21 protein-coding genes are annotated in these 12,453 nt (G+C 62.5%); 7 read left to right on the top strand and 14 right to left on the bottom strand.

Annotated features, from left to right (window positions below):
* Nucleotides 1–25 precede the first annotated feature (25 nt).
* The gene (locus CVH10_RS01770; RefSeq protein WP_035595804.1) at nt 26–640 is read left to right on the top strand and encodes a DUF938 domain-containing protein; all 615 of its coding nucleotides are present in this window, start codon (nt 26–28) and stop codon (nt 638–640) included.
* Between the two features lie 48 nt (nt 641–688).
* Here CVH10_RS01770 and CVH10_RS01765 read toward each other — a convergent pair whose 3' ends face one another.
* Together CVH10_RS01765 and CVH10_RS01760 are read right to left on the bottom strand one after the other, a co-directional pair.
* Nucleotides 689–883: a hypothetical protein gene (locus tag CVH10_RS01765; protein WP_035595806.1), complete on the bottom strand. Its 195-nt coding sequence runs from the start codon at nt 881–883 to the stop codon at nt 689–691.
* A gap of 31 nt (nt 884–914) precedes the next feature.
* Nucleotides 915–1,178 (bottom strand): hypothetical protein, encoded by a 264-nt coding sequence (locus CVH10_RS01760; protein ID WP_106487654.1) that lies wholly within the window; start codon nt 1,176–1,178, stop codon nt 915–917.
* Nucleotides 1,179–1,581: 403 nt separating this feature from the next.
* On the opposite strand from CVH10_RS01760, the gene CVH10_RS01755 reads away from it, so the two are divergent.
* Nucleotides 1,582–2,967 (top strand): PAS domain S-box protein, encoded by a 1,386-nt coding sequence (locus tag CVH10_RS01755; protein ID WP_369335703.1) that lies wholly within the window; start codon nt 1,582–1,584, stop codon nt 2,965–2,967.
* Nucleotides 2,968–3,045: 78 nt separating this feature from the next.
* On the opposite strand, the gene CVH10_RS01750 is transcribed toward CVH10_RS01755, so the two are convergent.
* Nucleotides 3,046–3,561 carry a hypothetical protein gene (locus CVH10_RS01750; protein WP_219924670.1) on the bottom strand — a complete coding sequence of 172 codons (516 nt, stop codon included), beginning with the start codon at nt 3,559–3,561 and terminating at the stop codon, nt 3,046–3,048.
* 234 nt (nt 3,562–3,795) lie between these two features.
* Here CVH10_RS01750 and CVH10_RS01745 point away from each other — a divergent pair, with 234 nt between their 5' ends.
* Complete coding sequence (locus tag CVH10_RS01745; protein ID WP_369335702.1) at nt 3,796–4,140, top strand: DUF3892 domain-containing protein; 345 nt, start codon at nt 3,796–3,798, stop codon at nt 4,138–4,140.
* A 58-nt stretch (nt 4,141–4,198) separates the two neighbouring features.
* Here CVH10_RS01745 and CVH10_RS27205 read toward each other — a convergent pair whose 3' ends face one another.
* Both CVH10_RS27205 and CVH10_RS01740 read right to left on the bottom strand, forming a co-directional pair.
* Nucleotides 4,199–4,324 carry a hypothetical protein gene (locus tag CVH10_RS27205; protein ID WP_369335701.1) on the bottom strand — a complete coding sequence of 42 codons (126 nt, stop codon included), beginning with the start codon at nt 4,322–4,324 and terminating at the stop codon, nt 4,199–4,201.
* Nucleotides 4,325–4,685: 361 nt separating this feature from the next.
* On the bottom strand, nt 4,686–5,201 hold the full coding sequence (locus CVH10_RS01740; RefSeq protein ID WP_106487769.1) for an AAA family ATPase: 516 nt from the start codon (nt 5,199–5,201) through the stop codon (nt 4,686–4,688).
* 3 nt (nt 5,202–5,204) lie between these two features.
* On the opposite strand from CVH10_RS01740, the gene CVH10_RS27200 reads away from it, so the two are divergent.
* Nucleotides 5,205–5,336 (top strand): hypothetical protein, encoded by a 132-nt coding sequence (locus CVH10_RS27200; RefSeq protein WP_369335715.1) that lies wholly within the window; start codon nt 5,205–5,207, stop codon nt 5,334–5,336.
* Nucleotides 5,337–5,489: 153 nt separating this feature from the next.
* Here the strand turns inward: CVH10_RS27200 and CVH10_RS01735 are convergent, their stop codons facing one another.
* Genes CVH10_RS01735 through CVH10_RS01725 form a run of 3 tightly spaced genes read right to left on the bottom strand, consistent with a single transcriptional unit; the run spans nt 5,490 to nt 7,327 of the window.
* Nucleotides 5,490–6,623 carry a phage integrase Arm DNA-binding domain-containing protein gene (locus CVH10_RS01735; RefSeq protein ID WP_106487652.1) on the bottom strand — a complete coding sequence of 378 codons (1,134 nt, stop codon included), beginning with the start codon at nt 6,621–6,623 and terminating at the stop codon, nt 5,490–5,492.
* Nucleotide 6,624: 1 nt separating this feature from the next.
* A complete protein-coding gene (locus CVH10_RS01730) occupies nt 6,625–6,825 on the bottom strand; it encodes an excisionase (protein ID WP_106487651.1) in 201 nt (66 codons plus the stop codon).
* Between the two features lies 1 nt (nt 6,826).
* Entirely contained in the window at nt 6,827–7,327 is a 501-nt protein-coding gene (locus tag CVH10_RS01725) for a hypothetical protein (protein WP_106487650.1), read from the bottom strand.
* Nucleotides 7,328–7,649: 322 nt separating this feature from the next.
* Here CVH10_RS01725 and CVH10_RS01720 point away from each other — a divergent pair, with 322 nt between their 5' ends.
* Nucleotides 7,650–8,156: a hypothetical protein gene (locus CVH10_RS01720; protein WP_106487649.1), complete on the top strand. Its 507-nt coding sequence runs from the start codon at nt 7,650–7,652 to the stop codon at nt 8,154–8,156.
* A 28-nt stretch (nt 8,157–8,184) separates the two neighbouring features.
* Here the strand turns inward: CVH10_RS01720 and CVH10_RS01715 are convergent, their stop codons facing one another.
* The 6 genes from CVH10_RS01715 to CVH10_RS01690 all read right to left on the bottom strand — a co-directional run bounded on the left by CVH10_RS01715 (nt 8,185) and on the right by CVH10_RS01690 (nt 11,657).
* Nucleotides 8,185–8,484, bottom strand: coding sequence for a hypothetical protein (locus CVH10_RS01715; protein WP_106487648.1), 300 nt, complete (start codon nt 8,482–8,484; stop codon nt 8,185–8,187).
* The gene (locus CVH10_RS01710) at nt 8,475–8,837 is read right to left on the bottom strand and encodes a hypothetical protein (RefSeq protein ID WP_106487647.1); all 363 of its coding nucleotides are present in this window, start codon (nt 8,835–8,837) and stop codon (nt 8,475–8,477) included. Before CVH10_RS01710 ends, CVH10_RS01715 begins: the two co-directional genes overlap by 10 nt.
* Entirely contained in the window at nt 8,834–9,244 is a 411-nt protein-coding gene (locus tag CVH10_RS01705; RefSeq protein WP_181244335.1) for a LuxR C-terminal-related transcriptional regulator, read from the bottom strand. Before CVH10_RS01705 ends, CVH10_RS01710 begins: the two co-directional genes overlap by 4 nt.
* Before the next feature lie 145 nt (nt 9,245–9,389).
* Complete coding sequence (locus CVH10_RS01700; protein WP_106487645.1) at nt 9,390–10,220, bottom strand: DUF3037 domain-containing protein; 831 nt, start codon at nt 10,218–10,220, stop codon at nt 9,390–9,392.
* Nucleotides 10,217–10,963, bottom strand: a complete 747-nt coding sequence (locus CVH10_RS01695) for a HipA family kinase (RefSeq protein ID WP_106487644.1) — start codon at nt 10,961–10,963, stop codon at nt 10,217–10,219. The genes CVH10_RS01700 and CVH10_RS01695 overlap by 4 nt, the downstream gene beginning before the upstream one ends.
* A gap of 22 nt (nt 10,964–10,985) precedes the next feature.
* Nucleotides 10,986–11,657: a LexA family transcriptional regulator gene (locus CVH10_RS01690; RefSeq protein WP_106487643.1), complete on the bottom strand. Its 672-nt coding sequence runs from the start codon at nt 11,655–11,657 to the stop codon at nt 10,986–10,988.
* 104 nt (nt 11,658–11,761) lie between these two features.
* Between CVH10_RS01690 and CVH10_RS01685 the strand changes: the two genes are divergently transcribed.
* Together CVH10_RS01685 and CVH10_RS01680 are read left to right on the top strand one after the other, a co-directional pair.
* Nucleotides 11,762–12,037 (top strand): hypothetical protein, encoded by a 276-nt coding sequence (locus CVH10_RS01685; RefSeq protein ID WP_106487642.1) that lies wholly within the window; start codon nt 11,762–11,764, stop codon nt 12,035–12,037.
* Between the two features lie 41 nt (nt 12,038–12,078).
* On the top strand, nt 12,079–12,372 hold the full coding sequence (locus CVH10_RS01680) for a hypothetical protein (protein ID WP_106487641.1): 294 nt from the start codon (nt 12,079–12,081) through the stop codon (nt 12,370–12,372).
* Nucleotides 12,373–12,453: the final 81 nt, after the last annotated feature.

Genomic DNA, 12,453 nt, shown 5'->3' with positions numbered 1-12,453 from the left:
TTCACGCTTTCGCCAGAGGCACGCCATGACCGATGCTCGACGTTACAGCCCTGCCGCGGCCCGCAACCGCCAGCCGATTCTCGAGGTGCTGGCCGAGGCACTGCCCGGCCCGGCCCGGGTGCTCGAGCTGGCCTCCGGGAGCGGCGAGCATGCCTGCCACTTCGCCGCGGCTCGGCCTGACTGGGACTGGCAGCCCAGCGACCCGACCCCGGAGGCCCGGGCTTCCATCGCGGCCTGGCGTGAGGTGGTCGAGCTGCCCAACCTGCGGTCGCCGCTGGCGCTGGATGCTACCGGTGACTGGCCAGCGGGCCGCTTCGAGGCGATCGTCGCCATCAACCTGATCCATATCTCGCCCTGGGCGGTGACCGAGGCCCTGATGGCGCGGGCCGGAGAGCGTCTCGAGGAAGGCGGTACGTTGCTGCTTTACGGCCCCTACCTGCGCGCGGATCAACCGACCGCGGCCAGCAACCTGGCATTCGATGCCGATCTGCGGTCGCGGGATCCGCGCTGGGGGATCCGCGATCTGGCGGACGTGAGCGCGGAGGCAGAGCGATACGGCCTCTGGCTTGAGCGCCTGGTCGAGATGCCGGCCAACAACCTCTGCCTGGTATGGAGAAAGGGGCTGGCGAAGGAGGCGTGAGTCAGGGCGTCGTGGCAGGCGAGTGACGCCCCGGCCGTGCCAACGGCGTTATTCGGGTACTTCGCCCGGCTGGCGATACTGCACGCCCTCGGCGCGCCTTTGCTGGTCGGTCTTGGTGTCGTCTTCGGCGGGCACGCCCCACACCGTCTCGCGGTGCCCATCGGGCCAGGTGTAGGTGGTGCAGCCGCCGAGGGTGGCCAGCAGGGCGAGGCAGAGCAGGGCGGTCGGGACGCGTCTTGGCATGTCGGGCTCCTTATGAGGAGCGCCCAGCCTATCAGACATGCTCGGGATCGTGGGTCCACACCGAGACGCCGCGTTCTTCACCGGGCACACGGACCGAGAATTCTCCCGGGCCGAGACGCTCCACCTCGTGACCGTCACGGGTCTTGAAGTTCGGCAGCCCACGGCTGATGGCGCCTCCATGCTGTAAATCCTCCAGGTCGGGCAGGTCGTGGTACTCGTCGATGACGTACTCGTTGCCGTGCTCGTCGAAGCCGATGTGGGTCTGTTCGTAGTGGCGCACGTTGGGTCCTCGCATGGCTGGACTTCCTGCAGTATTGCAAGCGGCTAGCCGAAAGGCGAATGGTGCCTTGCAGGCGCCGTGGGTAATCTTGTGAGTCGAGTCATGCGTTTGAAACAGGAGTCTGACATGCCCACTTCCCTGACCCCCGAAGTGCTCGATCACTGGACCGCCGTGGCGGCCGCCAAGAACGAAGCCGAGAAGGCCATTGCCCATTACATGGGTTGAGGCGGTCTCGGCCGAGGTCTGACAGGCCAGGCCGGCACTCGCCATCGAGCATGTGAAGCGGGAGCCCCATGGGGCTCCCGGTTTTCGTTTTGGTATCTCTTCGCCCTGACGTTCTTCCTGTCGTTCCTGCTGGCTTCCCCTGATCGCCCAGCCGGGGCCAGCCATGGAGGAGGCGTCATACTCGATACAATATTTGTACAAAAAGAACATATGGTATAACTTGCTGTACAATATTTTTCTGGCTGGAGATCGAAACGCCATGCTGGCTTCCCTCGTCACGCTTCTCTCGTCCCCCGCGCTCGAATCGCGCAAGCCCCGGTCGCCCCTGGCCGCTGCCCTGCACCGGCATACGGCCACGGTGACGTTCACCCCCGAGGGCATCATCCGTCAGGCGAGCCCGGCTTTCCTGTCGGTTCTCGGCTATCAGGCCTCGGAGGTGCTGGGCCGCCACCATCGGATGTTCTGCGACCCGGAAACGGTGAACGGCCGGGAATACGGAGAGTTCTGGGCGGCACTGGCCCGAGGCGAGCACCGGGCCGGCACCTTCCGACGCCTCGACAAACGGGGGCGCGAGGTCTGGATCGAGGCCACTTATCTTCCGGTGATGAATCGGAGCGGCAAGCATGTCGACCATGTGATCAAGATCGCCAGCGATGTCACCGAACAGCATCAGGCGGCGATGTCACGCAAGGCACTGGTCGAGGCACTCGGTCAGTCCATGGCCGTGATCGAGTTCACGCCGGAGGGTGTCGTGCTCGATGCCAACCCCAACTTCCTGGCCGCGACCGGCTATGAGCGTGAACAGGTCCTGGGCCAGCACCACCGCCTGTTCTGCCACGAGGCCTTCTACGAGCAGAATCCGGACTTCTGGCAGCGTCTGGCCCAGGGCGAGCTCCGTCAGGGCAAGTTCGAACGGATCACGGCCTTCGGGGAGCCGCTGTGGCTGGAGGCCACCTACAACCCGGTCTTCGATGCCGATGGCAGGGTGGTGCGGGTCGTGAAGTTCGCCACCGATGTCACGGCCGACGTGCAGGCCGCCGAGGCCACCCGTGCTGCCGTCGTCTCGGCCCGGGAGACATCGGTCCAGACGGAGCAGATCACGGCCAGCGGCATGGCGCAGCTGCAGGATATCGTTCGGGAGTGCATGGCGTCCGTCGACGAGATGGGGAGCGCCCGGGAGGCCGTGCAGGCACTCGTGGCCCAGGCGGAACGCATCAACGGCATCACCTCGGAGATCGCGCGAATCGCCGAGCAGACCAATCTGCTGTCGCTGAACGCCACCATCGAAGCGGCTCATGCGGGAGAGCACGGCAGGGGCTTCGCTGTGGTGGCGGGCGAGGTTCGACAGCTGGCTCATCGGGCGAGCGAATCGGTGGGGCGGATCGACGACGTGCTCGCCGACAACGCCGCCATGGTGGCCCAGGCAAGCGAGCAGATGCAGTCGGCCGTGGCCAAGAGCCAGCAGATCCATGCCCATGTGACGGACATCGAGCGACTGGTCGGCGAGATTCGGCGAGGCGCTTCGGATGTCACCTCGTCCGTCGACCGTCTGATCGCCGACCAGGCCCCAGACGCCTGACGCGGCGCCTGTACCGGGTGGCGCTCGGCCGCCGCTAAGATAGCTGAGTCCGCCGCAGTGGCGCTTCAGGAAGTGGCTTCAAGACGCCGGCGAGAAGCTTGGTTTCGATGCCTGCTTGTCGCGAATCTTTTCCACCTTGGTCCATATGCTGGCGAGCTCATCCTCGCCGGCCTTTTCCATGTCGATGCCATGCGCGCGGCAGAGCGCGGCGAGTGTAACCTGCACGCCGCCCACTTCCTGAACCGGATCGCCGGCCTTCCGGCCGAAGACGTATTCGACGAGCTGGCGGGCTTCTTCCTGGGTACAGCCGCAGGCCTGGACCAGCTCCAGCGCTTCTTCCAGGAAGCGATGATTGCGTTCGGAGGTGTCTCCGGCAATCTGGCTGCCGAAACATGCCAGTAGCCAGGGCGTCACCCGCTCCTGAAACGATGCGCTGGCGTGAGCTGTGCGGTCCTGAGCGCCGGGCATCGATTCGAGGGTGCCAGTTCTAGGCTCAGACGAGGACCGTACCTGTTCTAGTTCCCTGATCAGCCGGGCGTTTTGCGCGAGCAGTTCCTCGTACGTCGGGTCTTCGCTGCTGCTGCCTTGGGTCATATCGAGTCTCTTTTCGATGCGGGTAGGTAAGCGAAACGCTTTTCGGCGTTGATGCGAGGGGGCTTGATGGTGCCGGCGAGCCGTCTATACGGGGCATGCCTGGTGAGCGTATCGCGATGGCGTGATTTGCCTCTACAGCGAGGGCTGACGACACCTGGCGTTCGAGGCTAAGTCTGATGAGCGACTGCGCCATTCTCTTGTGCGTCTCGGTAAATCCCGGTTCCGACATCTGCCATGACGTATCGCCGACAGCATGGCTACGATGGTCGTGCGTCGGTGCAGCGCAGCAGTTCATTGATGACAAGGAGTCAGTTCATGGCGGATCGTAAAGTGACGGCATCGGGGAAAGGGATCGACGGGGATATCGTCCAGCTGTGTCAGAGCGGTGCGGCCTGGTCGCCCACGTCGCAGGCCGACGCGATCAACGAGATCGAGAGCAACCAGCACTGCTATTACGTCGAGGATGATCAGGGGCGCCGTGCCGATCTTCACGTGGCCGGGTTCGGCGGTGAGAAGTATCTGCGTACCGATCCGGATGCCACCTGCGACAACGATCTTCATCGGCTGCCCGACTGCTGAGTGGCAGCCGCACATGGCAGTGAAAGGCCCGCCAATGGCGGGCCTTTTGCATATTCGGCTACTTGCCGGAATTCTTGCGCTGCTGGTACTGGCTGTAGGCCTGCTTCGCCGCCCGCTTGGCCTTCTCACGGTTCTCGGGCTTGCGGAACCAGTTCGCAATCGCGGCACCAATGGCTTTCTTCATGGCGTGCGCTCCTAGGATATATAGCCTGTCCGATAGTGATGGATGCGACAGTGGGTGAGATCAAGTCCTGTCACAGCCGACCAAAGCTGTTGCAGTGAGCCACCTTGTGAGACGCGTGCGAGCATCCTGCTTCTCTACCGCCGGATGGCGATTTTCATATGCTGGGCCAGTCGGCGCAGAGAGAGCGTTTGGCCATGATTGCGCTTCTCGATCACTGTGCGTATGAACAGCACCGGAAGGAGGGCTGGTGAGCGAGAGAAGTGGTGGTATAGCGTCGAATCGGTGAGACAGATGCGGAAAAGTGAGACAGAGGGTAGGGCAGAGCCCTGATATGGAAAGGGGGACCGGCTTAGGTGTGGCTCTACCATTGAGCTATTCCCAACAGGGCGCAGGCCCGGTGAGCTAGGGAATCAGGATCCTCTGTCGATTCCATTCGCAGAGTCAGGCATGGTCGCTCAGCAAGCCATTTTTCATGCCTTCCCAGACTCCGTCCTGTCATGACGCCAGCGTCGTATTGGGCTGCCCATTCGAGAAACCCAGGATCGACCGAGCCGTATCGCTGCAGGTCTCGTTGTGTGATGCGTTCGAGCCTGGTCTGAGTGGGAGCGGTCAAGAAAATGATCGCATCGAATCCGTCCTCTACCTCTTCGCCCCAGGACATCACGGATCCTGATACCACGAGTCGCGAATTGTGGTTGATCACGGAGCGCATGAGATGGAGGCGTTCCTCTGCCTTGCGCTTTTCCTGAAACGGGGGAGTGGTCGGCATCCAGTAGATGTCGTCGGCTTCTTGAAAGGCTGCCCCGAGATATGTTGCCAGAACGCTCCCCAGTGTCGATGTGCCGGCACCGGCGGCACCTGTGACGAGAGCTCTCATCGCTTGTTCACCACCATGCTTGAGGATTCGCTGGACGTGCATTTGCTCGGTGGCAGGGGAGCAAGTTTTCCGAAAAATGTCCAGACAAAGAAAAACGGCCACCGCTCTGATGAGCTAAGTGGCCGTTTTTCTTGATGTTTGATGGTCGGAGCGACTGGATTCGAACCAGCGACCTTTGCAACCCCATTTTTGCGTCAAGTATCCTTTAAGTTCTTGGTATTGCTGGAAAAAAAAGGGCTATTTAAGGGGCGGCCAAAATGGCCATCGCAGCCAATACGAATCAACAGGTTACGAGCCTTGTTTTCCAAGCAGCTCGGCCATGCTCAGGGCCGTGCCCTTGGCCTGCTGCCAGCGGATGTCGTGGCCGTCCAGGTAGACCTGCGTCATGTCTGGGTCGGCGTGTCCCATCAGCACCTGGATGTCAGCGACCTCGGTACCGGCGAGCTCCTGAAGACGTGAGCCCAGGGCCCGTATCTCGTGGAACGTCGGCCGGGCATTCTCCGGCAGCCGCTTGATGCTCGGCACCTTCAGCCGCAGCCGGGCGAACTCCTTGCTGACCTGGTCGCCGCTGAGCTGTGTCCAGTGATCCTTGCTGGCGCTCTTGCGCATCCGTTCCGGGTGGCGGTGCACGAGGTAGGGCGACATCGGCGGCAGGGCCCGAGCGCGCTTGATGAGGTCATCAACGGGTGGGGTGACCTCGATCGCCACGTATGCGGTCTTGCTGCGTTCTTTGGTCTTCTGGCGGACGTAGTGCAGGCGGTTCCCGCGGACATCATCGAAGCGTGCGTTGACGGCCTCGGCGCGCCCGAACAGACACAAGAGGCCGAGCTCCATCGCGATCTGCATCCAGTCGGGAGCGTGAGCGTAGATGGCCTGAAACTGCTCGACCGTCAGGCGCCGCCGGACCTTCTCGTACTGGTTGCTCGAGCGGGTGGGCTCCACAGGGTTCGTCTGCAGCCAGCCCTTCGTCTGCGCGAATTGGCATACCTGCTTGAGCACGGCGCGATACTGCACATAGGCGCTGCCCTGGTGATTCTCGTCGAGGTACTGGGCACACCAGCGCGTGTCGAGGGTGGCGAGCGGCATGTCGCCGGCGTCCTCGATCAGCCGATTGCCGCGGCCACGCTTGGCTCGCTTGGTCCACTTCGAGAGCTTCTTGTCGGGCTCGACCCATTCGGCAAGCCAAGCCTTCACCGCGGTGGCCAGGGTGTCGCCTTCCTCTCCCAGCACTCGTGCGGCATAGTCGACTCCCTTCATCAGACGAGCGTTCAGGATCCGGGCGGCATCTTGAGCCTTGGCGCGATCCCGGCCCATACCGTGTCGCGTGCCAGTATCCGGGCGGCGGTAGATGTAGTAGCCGTTCTCCTCGTACAGGTTGGGCTCCAGCCCCTTATATCTGCGTTTCCTTGGCCGTGGCGCCATCTCAAGCCTCCAGCACGCTATCCGCCAGCGAATTGCCGGTCTGGCGCCGCTCTGCATCTAGGTCGATGAACCAGGTGCCGCCCATCTTTTTGGCGGGCACGTGTCCCTCGCGACACCAGCGGCGTACGGTGGTCATGGATGGCGGATTGCCGGCGAAGCGAGCCTGCCGCCACTGATCGAGATCCATCAGCTTTCCCATCATCTTAGTCTCCCGTTCTCCGTTGCCCGCCCGGGCCGTGCCCGCGGCTTCCTCGCCACTGTTGTTCCTGCTGGCCCACAGCCGCGTCCTGACGCTGCTGCACCAGCTCCTGCACCTCAGGCATGGCCTCGAGGGTGTGCAGCCGCTGCAGGGCTGTCTGCTGGCGCTGGAGCAGGCGGCTGGCGATCTCGGCCAGCTGCCACATGTCGGCCGGCGCCTCGCCGTCGCGGCGCACCTTGCCGAGGCCATAGCAGCCGCCGCACGGCTGCCGCTGGTTGCCCTTGATCTGGTCGGTACCGCTGCCCATGCACAGCGTGCAGTCGTCTTTCTCGATCTCCCGCCAGTGCTGGTGCCATTCCCCCTCGAGGGCAACGCTCTCGACGTCGCGGTCCAGGTCCCGATAGAGCGCCAGACGCTTGCCATCGAGCGCTCCAGCGCCATGGTGCAGAGCGACCAAGGCGAAGCGTCCGCCTTGGGTCTTGTGGGTGTGGGTGGGCTGGGTCATGGCTCTTTCTCTTCTCTTGACGGCTGATGGTCCCGCGCTGATTCAAATTGGTGCCGGACAGCCCCGGCGGACTCACCACTTCGCAGGTGACGCGCCCTGCTATCACCACAACAGCAGGAAAGCCTAAGTACGCTGTGCTAGCGTGGAGGTACACCACAACAGCACAGGAATGACTAAATGAGTAAAGACAAGTCAGGAGGCAGAGCTCCGCGCCCCTCTTCGCCACCCCCGTCGAGGGAGTATCGGGATCACGTTCCCATTCATCGGGCGCCGCCACCTCCGCCACCAGATCGCAAGTCTTGATAGCCTCAAGGAGAAGTACATGAGCCCGGAGCGGAACACGAAAGAGTTCACCGTCTATAACTCTTTCAATGTGGAAAAGCTGACCGAGACCCTGAACGCCCGGGCTGATCGCCTTTGTACCTTCCTGCTGATCCTGTTGGGGTCGGCTGTTTTCGGCGATCTTGCTAATACCTTCCTTTTGGGGTTCGCCGTTGCCTCTATCGCTGCCATCCAGTTTGTGTGTCGCTTCGGTGAAGCAGCTGGCGGAGCCAAGGCTCAGAAACAGCGTTATGCAGCCCTTCTTGGGCGAATGGGCGATATGCCTGACGAGTCGTTGATCGAACAAATAGAGCGCGTCCACGAACAAGACAGTCGCTCTCTCTCTGCAGTTGAGCTGATTGCATTCAATAAAGCTTGCTTGATGCGCGGCCAGCCTGAGCACATGAAGGCTCTGACCTTTTCTGCTCGTTTGTTGGCACCACTGATAGGTGGTCATCCCTGTGAGCCTGCTGCTACTTCGAAACAGGGGCATGGCACTTCTCCCTGACGCGACTGCAGCTGCCATCTCTAACTCCTCAGAACTGCACCAGCTGGCGCTGGGCGTTATCCATGGGTTGCAGGCGGGCAGGGCACTGCTCTTCGGCGATGCCTTGCCAGTCGGGCTGGCCGGCGCGGCGGTTCAGCGGCACGCCGCGCTCGACCTCGGCGCGCCACAGGGCGACGTCCTCGCAGTACTGCCGGTGCGCGGCGCTGGCGACTTGGGTGTCCATCCGGGTGATGGCGGCGATGGCGAGCAGCAGGGCGGCGCCCACCACCAGGCCGATGAAGATGACGACGCACCCGAGAGCGCGGCGGTCGTTGGGTGTCATGCGCATGGGGTGGCCTCCTCGAGCAGCTGGTGCAGCGCCTCGGCGACCTGGCCGAGCTGCTGGATGCAGGCGTGACGTTCGATGTCGTCGGCATTGCGATCAGGCAGGTAGACCAAGTCACGCAGGCCCGTGCCGTCGGTCCAGTCGGCGGCTTCGGCCTTGGTGCCGATCACCAGGGCGTGGCGGCCCGGGGCGGCGATGCTTCGTTCGTAGCTGACGACAACGTCGTGGCCGCCGGCGAGGTTGATGGCCATGGCGATCTCGTGGATCTGCGCCACCGGTGCGGTGATGCCGATGTGGATGCCGTGACGCTGGAAGACGCGGGCGATGTTCTGGGCGCCCAGGGCGAGAGTGCTCATGCGATCAGCTCTCCCAGGTCGAGGCCACGGCCGCCGGAGCTGGCGCGGGCGCTGACGGTGGTCTGCTGGCGCGTGCGAACCGGAGTGCGGGCACGTAGGCTCTGGCCGTGGAGGTCGGCGACCATCAGCAGGATGGCGAGCGGGGCGATCCAGCCGCGGCGCATGCCCTTCACGATGGCGTCAGCGGCGCGGACGGCGTTCAGCCGGTAGTAGATCGCCTCCGCGGTGCTCTTCACGGTGGCCGGGCTGATGCCGCGCTCTCGGGCGATCTCCTTCTGGGTCATGCCGTTGGCCAGGCCGGCCAGCACCATCGCCTGCTTGGCGGTGGGCCAGCTCGACCCGCGGCCGCCGACGCGGCAGCGGAAGCCGGCGAACTCGATGGTCTGCGGTTGCGGTGTGTGTTCCATGAGAGGCCTCCCCATCCATATCTTTACCTGATGGGTAACTATTACCCATGGGTAAACATTTAGTCAATACCTGCGGGTAATTTTTGGGCGAGCGGGCATAAAAAAACCCGCCTCGAGGGCGGGTTCGATGGGGGCAAAGTGGTGATCAGTGCATCGCGGCTGGAGTCTCTGCAATCGCCTTCTGTATGGCCTGCTGGCCCATATTGTCGGGCAGTAGGCGTATGTGGGGCTTGCTCTCCAGCTCCCGAACAACCTCTCTGTAGGCTTTCAGGCGGGGGCCATTTGCCTCAGGCTGACGGCTGATGAAGACGGCATCCGATGGGGCGGCGCCTGCCGCTATCAGGCGTTCCATCTTGGAGATCCACTTGTCTCCCTTCTCGATGATGCTGCTGGGATCTTCGAGATCGAAGGAGATTGGTTTGATCGCCTGTCGGGTAGTGCTGTTGTCCTTCCAAAGAAATGGGAAGGTCACCTTGTAGTAGCCCGCGGTCAGCGTGCCCCTGTCATAGTGGCGATTCGGCAGATTCTTCAGGAGACGGTTGACCCGCTGGGTCAGCTGCTGCTCGGCGTCCGGCTTGTTGTCGAACTCATGGTGGACGTAGTTGAGGAACAGCTTCTCCAGGGCGTCTTCAGGCTTGGCCGCGGCGATGACGCCGGGGCGGCTGAAGCGCAAAATCGTCTCGGTCGGGCTAGTTAGGTGCTTGAACACAGAGAGCTGTAGTTCGCTATCGTGAGCATGGCTCTTCATCACATCGCTGATTCGTGCCAGCTCGTCGGCAATGCCGCGGCGGGCGTTCAGCAGCACCTTCTTATCCAGTTTGGAGAAGAATTGCGTGATGCGCTTGTAGTGACGCGTCTCAAGACGATATAGGAACGTGCCATCGCTACAGAGCATGACGACCCCCAGGTTCGCGAACTCACCTGTCTCGGGGTAGGGCTGGAAGCGCAGCACCGCATAATTGCAGATGGTGCTCATAGGTTCCTCCAGATGTCATCCTCGTTTAGCCGCTTCAGCCACTGGTGGCGCGCTTCAAGCGTCGGCTGGGATGGCGTCGTATCGTCGTCTGGATCTCTGTAGACCCATTCGTCAGGTAAAAGGTCGACGATCGTATCCCAGTCGGCCAAGGCTCTGTCAAGCACCTCGATATGCGCTTCTCGTACCACCAGGTCGTCCAGGGTCGTCGTTTGGCCGCTGAATACGTGTAGATTCGTCCAGTCCGGCGGTTCAAGGTCCAGCAGGGCGACGTTGTGATCAATGACGGCCAGCTGGTTTTCAGGCGTCATCAGGAGATTGACGTTACCGCCAAGAGCGGTCAACTGCCGGTCACCGTTGTTGACCCATATGTCGAACAGTAGCACACGCTGTTGTAGATCTTCGCCGATGCTGGCTACTTGAGAGAATCGCATTTCTGCTGCCTGATCGAGCAGTAGCGAGGCGAAGGCTGGCCCGCCGCCGAGTTCGTGAGCTTTCTCCACCCCGCAATGCGCCAGCAGCGTTGGTGAGATCTCCATGATGCCGTGATCCGGGATAGGAAGCCCACAGCGGTCACCGAGCTCGGCGCAGAGCAGCTCCGAGACGAGTGCTGAGCGGCCGGCGCCATCAATCCCCTTTACGACATAGACGTCGCCTTCCGTGTCCCTCACTAGGAAAGGGCAGGAACGGCCTTGCTCGGCGGGCCTGAGAATCTCTTCGGCCACCAGCTTGCGTTGGATCATCATCCCTGAGTCGTTGCCTCCCAGCTCACAGTCGGGTCTTTGCCTCCACGGCCACGCCGAGGATCCGGCAGTTGCCGTTGATGGGGATCAGCGGGTAAGCCGGGTTCAGGGCCTTCAGGTAGCGCTGCCCGCTGTCCTCGATCAGCTGCTTGAACGTTGCCTCGTTGCTGTCGGCGAGCAGGGCGGCCACCAGCTTGCCCGGCACGGCTTCGATGCCGGTATCGAACAGCACCAGTGTCCCCTCAGGAACGCTGGGGCGGCTGCCTGCAGGAGCGGTCATCGAGTCGCCCTGCACCTCGAGCCAGAATGCGCGGCCCTGTGCACGGTAGTCGGTGGACTCCTCGTGGGGCTCGGCGCCGGGCTCATAGGGCGTGACACACTCCGTCCAGGCACCGGCCTGCACGCGGCTGATGACCGGGTAGCGGTGGTAGCGAATCGGCTGCGGTGCTTCTTGGACATTGGAGGCTGTTGCCGTTTCGGGCTCCCTATCCAGCCAGCCCTGCGCCAATCCCAGCGCCTTCTCGATATGTCGCGCGAAGTCCTCGCCGATCTTCTTCCGGTGAGCCTTGTCGCTTAAACAGCGTGAGATATAGCTCGGCTCTCGCTCGATGGCGTGAGCCAGAGCGGCTCTCTTCCCCTCAAACCGGTCATTGAGGAGGGCCTTCAGATTGTCACGGCGACGGTCGGCGATATTCATGTGGGTATATTCGGGCACTGTTACTCACAGGTAAATTACCCGCGGGTATTGACTAAAAGATTACCCATGGGTAATTCTTTGGGCAGCAATCACAGGAGCTGCCCATGAAAATCCGCCATGAAGGCCTGCTTCGCTGGATCAGAAGCGCCAGCGATAAGCAGGTTTCCACCACTGGTACCACGCGCGCCTACCTCAAGCAGATCGCCTATGGCCATAAGCCGGCATCCCCGGAGATCGCTGTGCGTGTCGAAGTGGCTTCTGACGGCGCGGCAACTCGCAAGTCACTCCGGCCGAATGATTGGCATGTGCTGTGGCCGGAGCTGATCACTTCCCACACCCCAAAGCCTACCCCCGGCCGGGATACGCCGACGACCGCCTGACCGGGGTGGATATCCATACAGGTAAAGGACAAGGGGACGAGATGACCGCCGCATTGACGCTGCCGAGCTACGGGAATAGCTCACGCACCGACCTGATCCTCGAGGTGGCCAGCCTTGGGCTTGCCGTCGAGGGCGCACTGCATGATTTGGGGCCGGCCGGTGAAGCTCGGGCCCGGGCACAGTTCCATCATGCCATGGCCACGCTGCTGGCGCTGGTGGAAGCCGAACAGGAAGACGACGAGGCCCGGGAGCGGGTCGTCGAACACTGGAGCCACCACGCGCAGCTGGTCGAGGCCTATCAGGCCGATCTGGCGCAGATCGAGGGAGACGAATGATGGGACTGGATATTGCTCAGCTAGATCAGTGGGAGATTGAGCAGGCGTTAGGCGATCTGCATCGGCAGCTCATGCGTGCCC

Origin of the sequence: Halomonas sp. ND22Bw, assembly GCF_003011945.1 — a bacterium.
Lineage (GTDB): Bacteria > Pseudomonadota > Gammaproteobacteria > Pseudomonadales > Halomonadaceae > Halomonas > Halomonas halophila.
The sequence above is the reverse complement of the archived record's forward strand: the minus strand, read 5'-3'. Positions and strand labels throughout refer to the sequence as shown.

What these genes read in the sequence shown, in the direction of transcription:
- CVH10_RS01770 (WP_035595804.1), top strand. Translation starts at nt 26, where the DNA reads ATGACCGATGCTCGACGTTACAGCCCTGCCGCGGCCCGCAACCGCCAG.
- CVH10_RS01765 (WP_035595806.1), bottom strand. Translation starts at nt 883, where the DNA reads ATGCCAAGACGCGTCCCGACCGCCCTGCTCTGCCTCGCCCTGCTGGCC.
- CVH10_RS01760 (WP_106487654.1), bottom strand. Translation starts at nt 1,178, where the DNA reads ATGCGAGGACCCAACGTGCGCCACTACGAACAGACCCACATCGGCTTC.
- CVH10_RS01750 (WP_219924670.1), bottom strand. Translation starts at nt 3,561, where the DNA reads ATGACCCAAGGCAGCAGCAGCGAAGACCCGACGTACGAGGAACTGCTC.
- CVH10_RS01745 (WP_369335702.1), top strand. Translation starts at nt 3,796, where the DNA reads ATGACGTATCGCCGACAGCATGGCTACGATGGTCGTGCGTCGGTGCAG.
- CVH10_RS27205 (WP_369335701.1), bottom strand. Translation starts at nt 4,324, where the DNA reads ATGAAGAAAGCCATTGGTGCCGCGATTGCGAACTGGTTCCGCAAGCCC.
- CVH10_RS01740 (WP_106487769.1), bottom strand. Translation starts at nt 5,201, where the DNA reads ATGAGAGCTCTCGTCACAGGTGCCGCCGGTGCCGGCACATCGACACTG.
- CVH10_RS01735 (WP_106487652.1), bottom strand. Translation starts at nt 6,623, where the DNA reads ATGGCGCCACGGCCAAGGAAACGCAGATATAAGGGGCTGGAGCCCAAC.
- CVH10_RS01730 (WP_106487651.1), bottom strand. Translation starts at nt 6,825, where the DNA reads ATGATGGGAAAGCTGATGGATCTCGATCAGTGGCGGCAGGCTCGCTTC.
- CVH10_RS01725 (WP_106487650.1), bottom strand. Translation starts at nt 7,327, where the DNA reads ATGACCCAGCCCACCCACACCCACAAGACCCAAGGCGGACGCTTCGCC.
- CVH10_RS01720 (WP_106487649.1), top strand. Translation starts at nt 7,650, where the DNA reads ATGAGCCCGGAGCGGAACACGAAAGAGTTCACCGTCTATAACTCTTTC.
- CVH10_RS01715 (WP_106487648.1), bottom strand. Translation starts at nt 8,484, where the DNA reads ATGCGCATGACACCCAACGACCGCCGCGCTCTCGGGTGCGTCGTCATC.
- CVH10_RS01710 (WP_106487647.1), bottom strand. Translation starts at nt 8,837, where the DNA reads ATGAGCACTCTCGCCCTGGGCGCCCAGAACATCGCCCGCGTCTTCCAG.
- CVH10_RS01705 (WP_181244335.1), bottom strand. Translation starts at nt 9,244, where the DNA reads ATGGAACACACACCGCAACCGCAGACCATCGAGTTCGCCGGCTTCCGC.
- CVH10_RS01700 (WP_106487645.1), bottom strand. Translation starts at nt 10,220, where the DNA reads ATGAGCACCATCTGCAATTATGCGGTGCTGCGCTTCCAGCCCTACCCC.
- CVH10_RS01695 (WP_106487644.1), bottom strand. Translation starts at nt 10,963, where the DNA reads ATGATGATCCAACGCAAGCTGGTGGCCGAAGAGATTCTCAGGCCCGCC.
- CVH10_RS01690 (WP_106487643.1), bottom strand. Translation starts at nt 11,657, where the DNA reads ATGAATATCGCCGACCGTCGCCGTGACAATCTGAAGGCCCTCCTCAAT.
- CVH10_RS01685 (WP_106487642.1), top strand. Translation starts at nt 11,762, where the DNA reads ATGAAAATCCGCCATGAAGGCCTGCTTCGCTGGATCAGAAGCGCCAGC.
- CVH10_RS01680 (WP_106487641.1), top strand. Translation starts at nt 12,079, where the DNA reads ATGACCGCCGCATTGACGCTGCCGAGCTACGGGAATAGCTCACGCACC.